The organism is Sorangium sp. So ce145 (assembly GCF_051525985.1).
In the GTDB taxonomy this organism is placed as follows: Bacteria; Myxococcota_A; Polyangia; order Polyangiales; family Polyangiaceae; genus Sorangium; species Sorangium cellulosum_B.
The window spans coordinates 1,697,423-1,712,587 of sequence record NZ_CP150315.1; the positions used below are offsets into that span (position 1 = coordinate 1,697,423).

The following is a 15,165-nucleotide window of genomic DNA, read 5'->3' on the forward strand; positions in this document are numbered from 1 at the left end:
GCTCAGGAGCACTCCTCTTGGTTCTTGCAGAGCATCTCCGGGATGAGCTCCTGGCAGGTCTCGCACGAAGGCACCGACTCTTTGTGCCGGAACTCCTGCAGGTTCCTCGATTTCTCTCCGTCTTTCGTCTTCGTGTACGTGACCTTGACGGTCACGCCGAGCGGCGAGTACCACTTCTCCGACATGGTCTTGACCTTGTGTCCCCCCGCGCCTCCTGCCTCGAGGAGCTTGGGAGCGGCGCAGTCCCAGGCGTTGCGGTTCAGCCTCTCGAGGGCGCCCTTCTGCCGGTCGCTCTGCGTGAAGCCGTCGACGAGCACGAACTTCCCGGTGGCCTTCACGGCGTCGCTGAAGCCGGGCGTGACCTTGCCGGAGGCGGCCGCGAGCATCTTGGGGGCCTGGCTGCACTTGCAGATACACGCCCCGATCATATAGGGCTTGGTGTACGTGCCGGTCCTCTCGTCCTCGCCGAGGACAGGGGGCTTTGCCCCGAGCTCGTCGTTGATCTTGCGGAGCTCTTTCGTGAGGTCCTCGGTCGCGACCTCGGCCTCTCGCCTGAGGGCCTTGATCTCGTCCCGCTTCGTCGTCACCTTCTTCTGGGCCTCGTTGTAGCTCTTGCCGAGCTCGGCCTTCTTCTCCTTGGGCGCGTTGTCGAGGTCCGTCTTCGCGGAGGCCGCAGCCGTCTCCAGCTGCTTCAAGGACACGTTCTGCTCATCGATCTTGCGCTCGAACACGGCCCGCTTCTCCCGCCGTTGCTCCACGAGAGCGAGGTACTTGCGCAGGAGCTCCTCTTGCGCGCGGAACTTTTTCTCGAGCTCCGCGAAGAGGGCGAGCAGCGTCTCGACGACCGCGCTCGTCTCGTGGACGCGGTGGTTGTCCAGCGCCTGCCGGCACACCACGCACGGCGCGTCGTCGCCGTAGGCCAGGCCCGTCTGCCCGTTCGAGATGAACGCGCTGTTGAACGTGTTGCCGTTGTGCATGGTCGGGTCGAGGAACCGGACCACGCCCTTGCCCTCCACCTTCACGTCCATGCTCGACCCGCTCCAGGTCAGCTTGCCCTTGATCTTCGACGAGATGACGCCCCCGGCCGACCCCGGCTCGTCGCCCGTGCTCGTGCTGAGCTCCGAGCTCGCGAGGGCCACGGGGTTGCCCGCGATCGCCGTCTGCTTGCTCCCCTTGGCGAGCATCGCGTCCTGCGCCGTGTTCACGAACGGCGTGGGCACCGGGCCGGCCGGCGTGGGCACCTTGCAGACGTCCGGCGGCGCCGCGATGTGCGTGAGCCCGTCGCCCTGGTGCAGGACCAGGCGGCCGTTCGCGAAGACGTTGCTCACCGCTCCTCCCTTCCTCGGGCCGCGACGGCCCCTTCCACCACGCAGGCCCCCACGCGCCCCCCGCGGCCCGGCGCGCCGTCCGCGCTGCCGTACACGAGCGCGCGCGGCGCCTGCCCCGGAGGGAGCGCGCGCCGCCGCCGCCTCTGGAGCGCCGCGGCCAGCATCACCGGCGCGGCGCCCGCGCCCGCGTCGCCCAGCCACTCGCCCGCGGCCGACAGCGCGAGCGGCTCCGGCATCAGCGCGGCGTTGCGCAGGTACGCGCGCGAGAGCTCCGTCGCCCAGAACGAGTCGCCCGGCTGGCAGCTCATCACCTCGTCCACGCGCCGCGCCCCCGCCGCCGCGTCCCCCCGGAGCGCGCGGAAGACGCCCGTCAGCCCGTCGGCCGCGCTCGGCACCCGCGACGCGAACGGGGCGGGCTCGGCCCCCAGCGCGACGCCCAGCACGACGCCCAGCGCGTCGAGGCCCATCGTCGCCGCCGCGCCGGGCCGCGCCAGCACGACGAACCCCGCCGCCTCCCCCGGGATGCGCCCGTCGCGGTTCTCCGCGCCGAGGTGCAGCCGCGCCGCCGAGAGCGCCGCCAGCGAGCCCGCGTCGCAGAGCGAGTCGACCGCGCCCACCACAGCCAAAGGCCCCGCCCGGCCCGCGCGCAGGTCCTCGATCGCCGCGGAGAGCGCCTCGAAGAAGCCCGCGCGCCCCGCCTCGTAGGCCCCGGCGAGCTCGATCGCGCCGCGCGCCCCGGCGCGCGCCGCCGGATCGCGCCTCGCCAGCGCCGAGAGGAGCGGCTCCCGCGCGATCTCCGCCCCGAGCCCCGGCTCCGGCAGCCCGAGGTAGAGCGGCGCTCGCCCGGGGAGGGCCTCGAGCCGTTGCCGCAGGCCGTCGAGCGCGGCGCGGCCGAGCTCGATCATCCGCTCCGTGCGGGTGGACGTCGGATCGAGCGTCGAGAGCCGCGACGCGCGCACGGGCTGGCCGGCGCCGTCCCGCACCGAGGTCTCCGCGAAGCGGGCGAGCCCCGCCCGCATCGACGCGAGCGTCATCTCCGCGGTCGTCCCGACCGGCGTGCACAGCCCGAGGCCCACGACGCGCTCGCCGCTCACGGCGCGTTCTCCCACGGCTCCAGCAGGCGGACCGTGGTGGCCTCGTGCCCGGCGAGCTCGCCGTGGGCCACGAACGTCGCGCGGTAGATGAGCGAGACGCGCCGCTCGTCCGGCTCCAGGTAGACCGAGTCGAGGGTCATGAGCCGCCGCACCACGCGCCGCGCGAAGGCGCACTTCGCGACCACCCGGCACACGGGCAGCGAGAACGCGAGCGGGCCGTCCGGCGAGACGCCGTCGAGCACGACGGGCTCGCCGCCCCGGAGGTGCGGCGAGGCAGAGAGGCCGCGCGGCGCCGCCTGGAAGAAGCGCTCGTCGAAGTCGGCAGGCCAGAGCGGGGCGCGCCGCTCGATCCACGCCGCGTCGTACGTGCCCGCGAGGGCGAGGCGCGGCTGCCAGCTCCGGGCCACCGGACCGAAGCCGCACGGCGGAGGCCGGTCCGACCAGCGCTCGATGGGCGCGGCGGGGTCCTCGATGAACGGCAAGGGGCGGTCCTGCGCCTCGCGCTCGCTCGCGTGGAGGCCCATGCCCACCGGGTTGCGCGCGTCGTATGCGCCGGCCGCCGCCCCGCCGAAGCTCTGCTCGTAGCGGAGCGGCATCGACCGGAAGGGCTCCGGGATCGAGGCGGAGAGCCCCGCCACACCGCGCTTCCAGACGCGCGCGCCGAACACCAGCGCGCGCTTCTCGAGCCGGCCCACGCGGATCGCGACCGAGGCCGTGGCCGCCCGCCGCCCGCCGGCGGTCCATGCATGGCCATGGAGCAGCACGTCCGTGAGCGGGCGCGTGTACGCGGCCTCCGATTCATAACGAAGGCTCGACGCCCCGGGCTCGCCCCAGTACGCGTCGGCCGCGCGCGGCGCGGGCTGCTCGTCGCAAAGGCGCAGCGGCCCCGCGGCGGGCCGCCCCGGCGCAGGCAGGACGAAGCTGCCGGCGGCGACGACGACGAGGCACTCCGCCCCGTCCCGGGTGAGCGACGGGAAATCGGCGGCCGCGAGCGGGGTGAGGTTGTCGAGGGCGGGCATCCAGCCAGTGCGCGGTGAGCATTTCATACCCGTCTGGGCAGCACAAGCAGCTCGACATCGCGCCGCAGGGAACATGTATCATCGGAGCGCTCGCGCGCGCGCGCTCCCGTGCGCTCGCCTCTCGGGAGGAGCGGGGCACGTGCACACATTGCAGATCGAAGGGTTCAGCGCAGATCTCCGGATCGTCCATTTCGAGGGACAGGAGGCGATCTCCGAGCTCTTCCGGTTCGATATCACGCTGGTGAGCCTCGATGGCGACATCGCCCTCGGCGATGCGGTCGGCAAGCGCGCGTCGCTCACGTTCCGGGCCAACGAGGACGTCCGCCACGTCCACGGGATCATCGCCCATTTCGAGCTGGGAGAAGAGGGGAGGAGGCTCACCGCCTACAGGGCCGTGCTGGTGCCCGACGTCTATCGCCTGCTCCACCGGCGCGACAGCCGCATCTTCCAGGAGCTCTCGGTCCCCGACATCCTGAAGAAGGTCTTTGGCGCCGCCGGGGTCGCCTCCGACGGCTGCCGCTTCTCGCTCCGGAAGAGCTATGCGACCCGCGAGTATTGCGTGCAGTACCGCGAGAGCGACTGGGCCTTTGCCTGCCGGCTGATGGAGGAGGAAGGCATCTCCTACTGGTTCGATCACGACGCCAGCGCGCACGTGCTCGTGCTCTGCGACGCGCCCTCGGCCCACCCCCCGATCGACGGCGAGGCGACGGTCGTTTTCCGCCCGCCGCTCGGCGCGCTCATCAGCGGCGAGCACATCTCCCGCTTCCGCTATGCCGAGCAGCTCCGGCCCGGCAAGGTCACGCTGCGCGATTACAACTTCAAGAAGCCGGATCTCTCGCTGGAGAGCTCGGAGCAGGGCGAGCGCGACGACGATCTCGAGATCTACGACCACCCCGGCGACTACGATGCGCCGGGCGCGGGCCGGGAGCGCGCGCGCGTCCGGCTGGAGGAGCTCGCGGCGAGGCGCCGCACCGCCGAGGGCGAGGCCGTGTGCCCTCGCCTGCTCGCCGGCCGCACCTTCTCGCTCGCCGAGCACCCGAGCGACGACATCAACCAGTCTTATCTCCTCGTCCGCGTCGAGCACAGCGGCCACGAGCCTGCGATGGATGCCGTGGCGAGCGAGGGCAGGTCGCCCTGTGAAACCCGGTTCCAGGCCATCCCCGCCGCCGTCCCGCTCCGCCCGCCGCTCATCACGCCGAAGCCCTCGATCAGGGGCGTCCAGACCGCGATCGTCACCGGCCCCGCGGGCGAGGAGATCTACACGGACGAGCACGGGCGCATCAAGGTGCAGTTCCACTGGGACCGGCAGGGCAAGCGGGACGAGCGCAGCTCGTGCTGGATCCGGGTGAGCCAGGCGTGGGCCGGCGGCGCGTGGGGAGCGGTCATCCTGCCGCGCATCGGCCACGAGGTCGTCGTCGACTTCATCGAGGGCGACCCGGATCGCCCGCTCGTCGTCGGCAGCGTCTACCATGGCGCCAACGTGCCGCCGTACCCGCTGCCCGCCGAGAAGACGAAGAGCACCCTCAAGTCGAACAGCTCGTCCGGCGGCGAGGGGTTCAACGAGCTCCGCTTCGAGGACCGGAAGGGCTCCGAGGAGATCTTCCTCCACGGCCAGAAGGACTGGAACACCGTCGTTCGCAACGACAAGACCCAGGAGATCGGCCGCGACGAGGCGCTCCACGTCGTCCGCGACCGGACGAAGCGCGTGGACAACGATCAGCGCGAGGCGGTCGGTGGCCACAAGACCATCGAGGTCAAGAAGACGCACACGGAGAGCATCGGGCAGGACGAGCGCCTCGACGTCGGCGGCGACCGGAGCGTCTCGGTGTCGGGCGGCCATACCGAGTCGGTCGGCAAGGACCAGTCGGTCGACGTGCGCGGCGGCCAGAGCGTCTCGATCGGCGCGTCGGCGTCGATCTCGGTCGCCAAGAGCAAGACCGAATCCGTCGGCGAGGCGAGCGACGAGACGGTCGGCAAGAACAAGTCGGTGAGCGTGGACGAGGCCTACGCCATCACGGTGGGCAAGGACATGACCGTCACGGTCAGCAAGAGCGCGAAGGATGAGGTCGGCGAGAACAAGGCGATCATCGTTGGCAAGGAGCTGACCATCCAGGTCGGCGACGCGCGGATCCTGATCAAGAAGAGCGGCGACATCGTTGTGCAGGGAAAGCAGCTCGTCGTGAAGGCCGACGGCCCGATCCAGGTGGAAGGGCAGAAGCTCGCGGTGAAGTCCGGCGGCGACGTGAGCGTGCAGGCCTCGGGCAACGTGAGCGTCAAGGGCGGCAAGATCGGGATGAACTGAAGGCGAGCCCGGTCGAGGCCCGCGGGTCGAGCGGAGGAGGGCGCATGGAGAAGCGAGCGAGCGGTGGGGGAGGGGGGGCGGCGGTGGCTGGATGAGCTCGACCCTGGAGGCCTCGCTCTGCGAGGAGCACGCGGACCAGGCGGCGTTCCTGTGGCTCGTCCGGGACCGCGCCGCCCGGAGCGCGGCTTATGACCTCGATGACCTGGCCGAGCTCGACGACCGGCTGGAGGCGCACCTCGACGGGCTCAGGGTGGCGGGAGACGCGGGCTGGCAGGCGTGCCGCGCGCTGCTCGAGCGGGCCGAGGGGGGCGAGGTGTTCGGCGCGGCGGTCGTGGCCGTGCATCGCTGGGACCTGCGGGGGCTCGCGCGGGTCCTCGACGTGGGCGGCGGCGCGCCGGACCTGTCGCGGGGCATCGCGTCGGCGCTCGGGTGGACGCCGATCGAGCGCGTGCGGCGCCTCCTGCCGGGGCTCTCCTCCGGCCGGTGCCCGCCGGCGCTACAATGGCTGGGGATCGCGGCGTGCGCGGCGCACGGGGAGGACCCGGGCGCGCCGCTCGGCTACGCGCTGCTCGCAGGCGACGCGCGGCTGCGCGCGCGAGCGCTGCGGGCGGCAGGGCAGCTCGGGCGGGTCGACCTGCTCCCGGAGGTGCGCGCGTCGCTCCGCTCCGACGACGAGGCGTGCCGCTTCTGGTCGGCGTGGGCAGCGGCGCTGCTCGGCGAGAGCGCGTCCGCGCAGGTGCTCTGGGAGCTCGCGGGCGGAGACGGGCGGTTCGCAGCGGCGTCCGCGAGCATGGCGATGCGGCGGATGGACCCGGCCGCCGCGTCCACCTGGCTGCGCGCGCTGGCGAGGTCCGCTCGGGACCCGCGGACGGCGGTGGCGGCGACGGCGGCGCTTGGCGACCCGGCCGGCGTGCCGTGGCTCCTGGAGGTCGCGGCAGATCCTGCCCTCTCGCGCCTTGCGGGTCAGGCCATCGCGCTGATCACCGGGCTCGATCTGGCCGCAGAGCACCTCGCGAGAAGGGCGCCCGACGGGCTCCGGGCGGGACCGACGGACGATCCGGACGACGAGGACGTGGCGGCGGCTCCGGACGAGGACCTCGCATTTCCCGATGTCGCCGGCGTGGCCGCCTGGTGGCGCCGCCGTGCGGCGGAGTACAGGCCGGGGACGAGGTACCTGCTCGGGCGGGCGATGACGCGAGAGGGGCTGGAGAAGGCGCTGCGGGGAGGCAACCAGGTCGCGCGCGGGGCCGCGGCGGTGGAGCTGAGCTTGCGGGAGCGAGGGCGGAGGGTGTTCGAGGTGCGGGGGCCGGGCTTCGCGCAGCAGGAGGCGCTCGGGCAGCTCTGGTAGCGAGCGCTGCGCGTGGCGGAGAGGGCGGCGCGCGCCGTCCTCGCGCCGGGAAGACGCGGTGTGGTACTGGGATGGACCGTGCACCGCGCTCGATGGCCCGTCGCTATCACGTCGCTGGGCCGCGCCTCGGCGGCGACGCTGGTCTGGCAGCTGCGCGGGCAGCGGTTCGTGACCGCGGTCGTCAAGGCGACGTTCGGGCTCGTCGCCGAGGGCACCGTGACGCTCGGCGAGCCGGATCCGATCGTGCCCGGCGAGGTTCCGGATCCCTCGGGCGTGGGGCTGCGCGCGGCGGGGGATCTGGCGCCGTACCTGCGCGAGGCGGACGTGCTGCTGACGGGGCACGCCGAGGTCCCTCCGACGGTCGCCGGCGAGATCACGGTCCGGCTGGCCGTCGTGCAGGAGGGGGCGCTGCGGCTCGACCGATGGTTGGCGCTCGACGGGCCCGTGCCGGGGAGCGAGGGGCAGCGGCGCGTGCGGGTGGACGGGATGGGGCCGCTGTCCCGCCGCTGGCCACGGCGCGAGGCGCTGCTCGGCGCGGCGGATCCCAGGCGGCTCGAGGGCGTGGAGCTGGAGGTGCCCGAGGGGCTCGACTGGGCGTACTTCCAGGCAGCGCCAGCCGAGCAGCGGATGGAGGGCCTGCGAGGGGACGAGTGGGTCGTGCTGGGAGGCATGTTCGCGCAGCGGCCGCGGCTGCGGACGCAGCTCGCGGGCGCGCGGGCCGTCGCGCGGCTGTTCCGGCGCGAGGGGCGGGCGCCGCGCGAGGGAGCGGCGCTGGCCATGCGCGCCGACACCCTGCAGATCGACGCGGATCGGCGGTGCTGTTCGGTGGTGTGGCGAGGCTACACGGCCGTGGCGGGCGAGGATCTCGCGGCGCTCCGGATCGTGGCAGGCGTGGAGCTGCCAGGCGAGCCGCTGCGGTGGGTCGACCCCTTTGCGCAGGAGTCGGGGCGATCGGCCACGCCGTCGGCGGTGGCGCCATCGCGCGCGGTGCTGCCGCTGCCCGCCGCGGCGGCGCCCGTGATGGAGCAGGTCGAGGACCACCCGCTCGAAGGGACGATGGTCCCGCTGAGCGCGCGCGCGCGCCGTCCAGCGACGCCGTTCGAGGCCCCGTCCGTGCTCCCTCCGGCCCCGCAGCCGGCCGGCCCGGCGGCGCCGCGGGCGCCCAGGATCCAGGACCATCTGCTCGAAGGGACGATGGATCCGCTGAGCATGCGCGTCCGCCGGCCAGCGACGCCGTTCGAGGCCCCGCGCGAGCTCCCTCCGGCCCTGCCGGCGCTGCTCCAGGCACCCGCGCCCGCTGACCCCTCGCGGCCCGACGTCGCAGCCCCGCCGGGGCCGCTTCTAGGGCTCGCTGCCGAGCCTGCGGGCCTCGGCGACGCGTTCCTCTCCGCCATGGCCGAGGCGGGCGCCCTGCCCTGACGAGCGCGCGCCAGGCGCCGGACGGCCGCTTTCAGCGGAGCTTTTCTCGCGGGAAGCCAGGCTGTATGCTCGAGCGAGCCCGGGAAGGAGCATGGTGGTTTGAAGCGGCTGCTATCGCTGGGTCCGCGGCGCTTCGCGATCGAGCCCTCCGGCGGCCGCGAGGACGGCGCGGACCTGCTCCACGCTCGCGCGAGCGCGGCCGCCTGGCTGCGCCAGCTCTTCGCCGAGCCCCACAACCGCCCGACGCTCCGGCGGCTGCTCGATGACGCCGCGCCGGCCAGCGTCGTCCACCGCCTGGCCGACGCCGACGTGCTCGACGCGCTGAGCCGGCTGTTGATGAGCGGCCGGGTGCGGCTCCGCGAGGCGCCCCTGCCCTGGCTGCCGTCCTACGGCGGCGACGCGGCCGACGCCGAGGAGCAGGCGCCGGCCAGCGCCGCCCCGCGCGCGCCGAGGACCGAGCTCACCTGGATCGAGATCCGTCTCCTCGGCGAGGATGACCGGCCTATCCCGTACGAGCGCTACCGGGTGGAGCTGCCCAACGGCTCGATCCGGGAAGGATCGCTCGACGACGAGGGCCGCGCCCGCCTCGACGGCATCGAGGCGGGCGCGTGCCTCGTCACCTTCCCGGCGCTCGACCAGGAGGCCTGGGAGCGCGTGGGATGATGCTCTTCCCGCCTTCTGGTTCCACGTGGAGCGCTGCCTGCTCCGGTCCCTACGCCCCCATCGCTCCGCGCGGCTGCCGCGCCGCGGCCGTCGCATAAGGCGGCTCGCGGCCGGCGCGCACGGCGGCGAGATCGGCGCGCATCGTCCTCGCGTCGGGATAACGCTCCTGCTTGAGGAAGGCGAGGGCGCGGTCGACCACGGCGCACAGGCCGGGCGGCGCCGTGGGGGCGTGCATCGCGAGGGGCGGCGCCTTCTCCGTGGCGACCGCGATGAGCAGGCGCGCGTCGTCCAGGTTGCCGTGGATCGTGCGGCCCGCGAGCAGCCGGAACATCGTCGCTCCGAGGCCGAAGAGGTCTGTCCGGCCGTCGATCTCGCGGATGAGGCCCAGCGCCTGCTCGGGCGCCATGTAATCGTCGGTGCCGATCGACACGCCGGTCGCGGTCTTCGTCATCTCCGGCACCCCGGCGACGTCCTCGAGCAGCGGGTCGAGGACGCGCGCGAGGCCGAAATCGAGCACCCGCACGCGCCCGTCGTTGCCGATGTGGAGGTTCTCGGGCTTGAGATCGCGGTGAACGACGCCGTGCTCGTGCGCCACGATCAGCACGTCGAGCACCCGCTCGCCGAGCGCGAGCACCTGGCCGACAGGGAGCGTCCCGTGCCGCGCCATGCGGTCGAACACCGTTTCTCCCTCGAGCACCTCCATGGCCATGTAGACGAGGCCGTCGTCCGTGGCCCCGGACTCCAGCACCTGGGGGAGCCCGTCGCAGAGCGGGGCCACGGCGGCCAGCGCGCTCCCGATCGGCCCCTCGCGCAAGAACCGCTTTCGCACCGCCTCGATCTCGGCGAGCTCGGCGTGCAGGACCTTGAGCGCCGCCACACACCCGTCAGCCCGGCGGCAAAAGAAGACGCTCGCCATGCCGCCGACCCCGAGGACGCTCTCCACCGCCCAGGGGCCGATCCACGTGCCGACGCGCTGCTCCGCCAGCTCCTCTTCGGTCACCATGGAGCGATGCTACCACCGGCGGCTGCCCGCAGGGCCCCGTCCCGCAGGGTCTCGTCCGCGTCCCTCTTGCCGGGCCCTGGCCGCGCGCCTCTTGCCGGGCCCCGTCCGCGTTCCTCGGGGCGAGTACTGCGCTCTTGCGGCGGAGAGGACAAGCAAAGGCTGGTGGTCACGTCCCCGACTGAGCGAGCGCCTGGACCGCTCGCCATAGCTGGGTCACCACGTCGCGATCCAGGCCGACGGTGGAGAGCTTCTCGAGGCACCCGGCGCAGACATGACCGGCCTGGAGCTTGATAGCCACATCGGCCTTCTGCTGGCAGAGGTCGAAGAGGCAGGCGAGGGTCTCGGTGTGCAACAGCTTCGCGGGCTCATAATCGGCGGAGAGGGCGTGCAGCCCGTAGAGGAGCAGCTCGTAGGCCACGAAGGACGCGGCTGGCAAGGAGATGAGCTGATCCAGGCCGGCCAGCGAGATCACCGCCGTCCGGTATCCCAAATGCCAGTGCGAGAACCAGCGGTCCAGCAGGGGCTGCTCCACGAAGACCACCTTGAGGGCGCCGGGATCCAGCGAGTCCGCGTAGGCGGCCAGCTCGTCCTCGCCGCGCTGCGAGAGCGGACCGGCAGGGATCGGAGCCCCCTGGAACGGCACGTCCACGTCGAAGGCCGGCGCGCCCTTCACACCGCCGAGCGCCTGGGATGCCGTCCGGAGCAGCGGGGCCAGCCGGGCATCCGTGGGGACCCCGAGGACCCGAGGGCCGGGCCGGGCGCGGCCGCGCCCGCCCATCTTCATGGCCATCGTCGCGTCGTAATAATGGTTCTTCTTGCTCAGGGAGGACATCGGCCTGGAATAGGCGTCTCGCTCGGCGTCGAGCCGGTCCGCTTCGGCCCGGATCTCGGGATCCCCGTCGGCGTAGCCTCGGAGCCGGCTGGCCGCGTCGGTCAGCGCGGACGCGGCTTCCTTCCACAGGCGATCGTCGTTGAGCCCCAGGGCCACCCGGCGAGCGCGGGCGGCGTCGAGCGCAGCCGCGGCCCGGAGCACCTCCGGATCCGCCGGCTGGGCGCGCGCCTGCTCCTCCGCGACCCGAGGCCATGCCAGCGTCCAGGGCTCCTTCGACAGCGCGCCGTCCCGGTCCGCGAGCGCGACATCGATTGCGAGCGTCTCGGCGATCGCGCCGGCGGGGAAGCGCAGCCGGAACATCGGGGCCAGCACCATCCCGCCCGGGAGCGAGCCGAGCGAGAAGGAGCAGGTCCCGCCGTCGCGGGTGCAGGGGTAGTCATTGAGCGACTCCACCTCGACGCCCCCGGGTGCGCGGATCACGAGCGCGGCGTCGCGGGCGACCACGGAGAGCACCTCGCCGATTTCCCGGCCGACGAAGCCGGGGAGCTCGTCGGCGCGCGCGGCGAAATAGAAGTTGCCGCCGCCCTCCTCGGAGAGGCGGCCCAGGAGGAACTCGTTGAAGCCCTCGCCCAGGCCAATGGTGCTGGTGGTCACCCGGCGCAGCCGCTGGGAGCGGGCGCGGGAAGTCAGCTCGTCGGGCGAGGTGAGCCCGTGGTTGGCCTGGCCGTCGGTGAGCAGGAGGACGCGACCGATGGCATCCTCGGGCAGGTGCGCGCCCACCTCGGCGCAGCCGCGGAGCCAGCCGCCGCCCAGGTCGGTGTTGCCTCGCGCGGTCACCGTGTCGAGCGCGGCCTCGGCGCGCAGCCGCGCCCCGGGTGTGGCGTCGGTGGAGGGGATGGGCACCTCGACCTGGTGGTCGAAGGTGACCACGCTGAAGCGGTCGCCGGGCTGGAGGGTGCGGATGGCCTGGCGAGCAGCTTCCAGCGCGAGCCGCAGCTTCTCGCCAGACATGGAGCCGGAGCGGTCAATCACCAGCGAGAGGTGGACAGGCTTGCGGGCCTGGCCCCTCTCGGGTCGGGGTACCGTGATCTCCACCCGGAGCAGTCGCTCCGAGGGCTCGGCGGGGAGCCATGGTCGATCGGGGCGGGCGTTGAACATGGCACCATGGCACACCCCGCCCCGGGCTGCCGTCAACGGGTCGATGGCTTCCGCAGGCCGGCAGATCGCCGCATCGCCGCATCGCCGCGCGCCGAGCTTCACGCCAAGGAGACTCCCTCGATGCCCGCCATGCACTCGCTCCCGCCGGTTCATCGCCCTCTCGAGGACGCGCTCGCGCTCGGCCCCGCGCTGCTCGCGCGCGCCCGCACGGCAGAGGCGGCGCCCTGGCTCGCCGCCAGCCTCGTCGAGGGCCCCGCCGTGGTGCTGGGCGCGGCCCAGCGCGCGGCGCGCGTGGTCGACCTCTCGGCCTGCGCCGCGCGCGGCGCGAAGGTCCTGCGGCGCGCCACGACGGGCACCGCCGCGTTCCTCGGCGGGCGCGGCGTCGTGTGGACCCTCGCGCTGCCGCACGCCGCCGCGCTCGCGCCCGACGCCACCGCCCGGACGCTCCTCAACCGCAACGTGCGCGGCTTTCTCAAGGGCTTCTCCCGCGCCGGCGCGCCCGCGCATTACTTCGGGCGCGAGTGGATCTCGCTGCAGCACCGCCCCGCCGCGCTGCTCGGCCTCGACGCCACGCCGGACGGCGCGGTCCTCATCGAGGTCTTCGCGGGCCTCGACGCGGCGCCCGCGATCCCCCCGGAGCTCGCGGCGCCGGACGAGCGCGTCATCGACCGCTGGCTGGGCAAGGCCCCGGCCGCGCTCTCCGACGTCCTCCCGGCGCGCCTCTCGCTCGAGGCGCTCGCGCGCGCCGTCGTCGAGGGGGTCGCCCTCCGCGCCGCGCTCCCGCTGATCGACGGCGGCGAGGCGCCCGAGCTCGCGGCCGAGCGCTTCCAGCCCGTGACCGCGCCCGACGACCCGGTGCCGCCGGGCGCCTCCGCCGCGGCGCTGGCGCGCGTGCCCATCGGCTGGATCGAGGCCGCGGCGCTCGCCGACGTTCCGCACGTCCCGCGCGTCCCGCGCGTCCCGCCGGCGCGCGCGTGGCTCGGCGGCGACGTCCTCACGGCGCGCTGGCTCCTCGACGCGCTCGGCCGGGGGGATGCGCCGGCGCGCGGCGAGGACGTCGACGCTGAGGCCTCGCCGCTGGAGGGGGCGACCCTCGCCGACCTGCGCGCGCTCGCGCGGCGCGCGCTCGCCCTGGGCCGCGCGCCCGGGGGCTGATCCGCCTCAGAGGCCTCAGAGGGACGCCTGGCACGGCGCGAGCTGGCTCGCCAGGGGCCCGAGCGCCGCGCCGGCCGCGCCCCCGGCGAGCAGACCCGCCAGCGCAGGGCGCGGGCGAGGATCCGGATCGGGGACATGCCGCCCTCCGTCGAGGCGATAACGCCATCGGGGACCCCGGGCGACGAGATCGGCGATCGCGAAAAGGAACCGGTCGATGTCCGCCGCGCTGGTGCCGACGCCGAAGCTCGCCCGCACCGCGAGGGGCACCGCCGCGCTTCCGCTCGCCTCCGGCGCGCGATCCCCGGCGAGCGCCGTCATGAGCGGGTGCGCGCAGAACGACCCGTCCCGCACGCCGATGCCGTGCTCGGCGCTCAGGGCCGCGGCGACCGCGCCGGGATGGAGGCCCCGCACATTGAACGTCACGACGCCGATCCGCGGGCTCTCCGGGCCCCACATCGCGAGGCGCTCGACGCCGGGCACGGCGCAGAGGCCGCGCGTGACGCGGTCGAGCAGGCTCGCCTCGTGCGCCGCCACGGCGGACATGCCCACCTCGGAGAGCGCGCGGCACGCCGCCGCAAGCGACACCGCGCCGACCACGTTGGGCGTGCCGGCCTCGTGGCGGGGCGCGCCGTTCGCCCACTCGACGCCGTCGTGCGTGACGCGCCGGACGGCGCCGCCGCCGGCGAGGTAGGGGCGCGCGGCGTCGAGCCAGTCGCCGCGGCCGACGAGCACCCCGCCGCCGAAGGGGGCGTAGAGCTTGTGACCGGACAGCGCGACATAATCGGCCCCGATCCCGGCGAGCGCGATCGCGCGGTGCGGCGCGAGCTGGGCCGCGTCCACGGCGAGCCGCGCGCCGTGGCGATGGGCGACCGCGGCGAGCTCCGGGAGCGGCCACAGCTCGCCCGTGACGTTGCTCGCCCCCGTCACGGCGAGCAGCCGATGGCGTGAGAACGCGCCGCGCAGCGCGCCGTCGGCCCGCGCGATCGCCTCGTCCGCGCTCGCGGGCACCGGCAGGACGACGGATCGACCGCGCCGCCACGGCAGCTGGTTCGCGTGGTGCTCCGACGCGAACATCACCACCGTCGTGTCCTCGGGCAGCGCCGCGGCGAGCAGGTTGAGCGCGTCGGTGGTGTTCCTGGTGAACACCACCGTGTCCTCGGCGCGCGCTCCAACGAAGTCCGCCACCTCCTGGCGAGCGGCGGCATAGAGCTCCGTCGTCACGGTGGACGCGAACCCCGCCCCGCGGTGCACGCTGCTGTACCAGGGCAACAGCGCCGCGACCGCGTCGAGCACCGAGCGCAGGCACGGGGCGCTGGCCGCGTAATCGAGGTTCACGTAGCCCACCTGCTCGCCGGTCACGAGCGGCACGGAGAGGTCCGCCCCGACGACGGGCAAAGGGAGCGCGCCGAGGGCACGCGGCGCCGGCGCGCCCGCGTCAGGGCGCGAATTCACGATGGAAGCGATCGACATATCACCTCACGAGTCCAGGGGACTCCGGGCGACCAGAGTCCGCGCTTGCCCGCCGCACATGCGGCCGGCCAGGTCGTCACCCGGGACACCCCACCGCGGATCGGAGGGTTGTCGGCCAGCGAGCCGGGGCTACGCGCTGGCGCTCATGACCTGCCGAACCATTACCGCGATGGTCGCCTCGTGGCAAGGCCCGGCTCGACCTCACAGCCGCCCGCTCGGCTGCGACCGCCGGTACGCTGGTTGCATTGTGAATCTCCGGGGCAATGCGATGCCGCACATGGCGGCTCCGGGACAGGGCCCTCACGGCCGACTCTGCCGCACGAGGCGGGGTGCGACCGTGAGCCGTCCGTCCTCCAGCGCACCCCGAGAGAACC

General features: G+C 74.0%; 11 protein-coding genes and 1 riboswitch. Of the genes, 5 read left to right on the plus strand and 6 right to left on the minus strand.

The window, feature by feature from the left end; translation table 11 throughout:
- Nucleotides 1-2: 2 nt before the first annotated feature.
- From WMF34_RS06405 to WMF34_RS06415, 3 genes are read right to left on the minus strand one after another with little or no spacing between them, the layout of a single operon-like run.
- Nucleotides 3-1,328: a PAAR-like domain-containing protein gene (locus WMF34_RS06405; RefSeq protein ID WP_437992736.1), complete on the minus strand. Its 1,326-nt coding sequence runs from the start codon at nucleotides 1,326-1,328 to the stop codon at nucleotides 3-5.
- Nucleotides 1,325-2,422, minus strand: a complete 1,098-nt coding sequence (locus tag WMF34_RS06410; protein ID WP_437992737.1) for a 3-oxoacyl-ACP synthase — start codon at nucleotides 2,420-2,422, stop codon at nucleotides 1,325-1,327. The genes WMF34_RS06405 and WMF34_RS06410 overlap by 4 nt, the downstream gene beginning before the upstream one ends.
- Nucleotides 2,419-3,441 (minus strand): DUF2169 family type VI secretion system accessory protein, encoded by a 1,023-nt coding sequence (locus WMF34_RS06415; RefSeq protein WP_437992738.1) that lies wholly within the window; start codon nucleotides 3,439-3,441, stop codon nucleotides 2,419-2,421. Before WMF34_RS06415 ends, WMF34_RS06410 begins: the two co-directional genes overlap by 4 nt.
- A gap of 139 nt (nucleotides 3,442-3,580) precedes the next feature.
- Here WMF34_RS06415 and WMF34_RS06420 point away from each other — a divergent pair, with 139 nt between their 5' ends.
- From WMF34_RS06420 to WMF34_RS06435, 4 genes are all read left to right on the plus strand, one after another.
- Nucleotides 3,581-5,743: a type VI secretion system Vgr family protein gene (locus WMF34_RS06420; protein WP_437992739.1), complete on the plus strand. Its 2,163-nt coding sequence runs from the start codon at nucleotides 3,581-3,583 to the stop codon at nucleotides 5,741-5,743.
- Nucleotides 5,744-5,834: 91 nt separating this feature from the next.
- Nucleotides 5,835-7,091 carry a TIGR02270 family protein gene (locus WMF34_RS06425; RefSeq protein ID WP_437992740.1) on the plus strand — a complete coding sequence of 419 codons (1,257 nt, stop codon included), beginning with the start codon at nucleotides 5,835-5,837 and terminating at the stop codon, nucleotides 7,089-7,091.
- Nucleotides 7,092-7,169: 78 nt separating this feature from the next.
- Complete coding sequence (locus WMF34_RS06430) at nucleotides 7,170-8,510, plus strand: DUF2169 domain-containing protein (RefSeq protein ID WP_437992741.1); 1,341 nt, start codon at nucleotides 7,170-7,172, stop codon at nucleotides 8,508-8,510.
- Between the two features lie 99 nt (nucleotides 8,511-8,609).
- Entirely contained in the window at nucleotides 8,610-9,173 is a 564-nt protein-coding gene (locus WMF34_RS06435; protein WP_012233840.1) for a hypothetical protein, read from the plus strand.
- 49 nt (nucleotides 9,174-9,222) lie between these two features.
- On the opposite strand, the gene WMF34_RS06440 is transcribed toward WMF34_RS06435, so the two are convergent.
- Entirely contained in the window at nucleotides 9,223-10,176 is a 954-nt protein-coding gene (locus tag WMF34_RS06440) for a serine/threonine-protein kinase (protein ID WP_437992742.1), read from the minus strand.
- A 166-nt stretch (nucleotides 10,177-10,342) separates the two neighbouring features.
- Nucleotides 10,343-12,166: a vWA domain-containing protein gene (locus WMF34_RS06445; protein ID WP_437992743.1), complete on the minus strand. Its 1,824-nt coding sequence runs from the start codon at nucleotides 12,164-12,166 to the stop codon at nucleotides 10,343-10,345.
- Between the two features lie 120 nt (nucleotides 12,167-12,286).
- On the opposite strand from WMF34_RS06445, the gene WMF34_RS06450 reads away from it, so the two are divergent.
- Nucleotides 12,287-13,321, plus strand: coding sequence for a lipoyl protein ligase domain-containing protein (locus tag WMF34_RS06450; RefSeq protein WP_437992744.1), 1,035 nt, complete (start codon nucleotides 12,287-12,289; stop codon nucleotides 13,319-13,321).
- Nucleotides 13,322-13,336: 15 nt separating this feature from the next.
- Here WMF34_RS06450 and WMF34_RS06455 read toward each other — a convergent pair whose 3' ends face one another.
- Entirely contained in the window at nucleotides 13,337-14,791 is a 1,455-nt protein-coding gene (locus tag WMF34_RS06455) for an aminotransferase class V-fold PLP-dependent enzyme (RefSeq protein ID WP_437992745.1), read from the minus strand.
- Nucleotides 14,792-14,827: 36 nt separating this feature from the next.
- A riboswitch (SAM riboswitch) is annotated at nucleotides 14,828-14,942 on the minus strand.
- Between the last annotated feature and the right edge of the window lie 223 nt (nucleotides 14,943-15,165).

Bases quoted from the DNA above. Each gene is read 5' to 3' on its own strand.
- WMF34_RS06415 (WP_437992738.1), bottom strand. From the start codon at position 3,441: ATGCCCGCCCTCGACAACCTCACCCCGCTCGCGGCCGCCGATTTCCCG.
- WMF34_RS06425 (WP_437992740.1), top strand. From the start codon at position 5,835: ATGAGCTCGACCCTGGAGGCCTCGCTCTGCGAGGAGCACGCGGACCAG.
- WMF34_RS06440 (WP_437992742.1), bottom strand. From the start codon at position 10,176: ATGGTGACCGAAGAGGAGCTGGCGGAGCAGCGCGTCGGCACGTGGATC.
- WMF34_RS06445 (WP_437992743.1), bottom strand. From the start codon at position 12,166: ATGTTCAACGCCCGCCCCGATCGACCATGGCTCCCCGCCGAGCCCTCG.
- WMF34_RS06450 (WP_437992744.1), top strand. From the start codon at position 12,287: ATGCCCGCCATGCACTCGCTCCCGCCGGTTCATCGCCCTCTCGAGGAC.
- WMF34_RS06455 (WP_437992745.1), bottom strand. From the start codon at position 14,791: ATGTCGATCGCTTCCATCGTGAATTCGCGCCCTGACGCGGGCGCGCCG.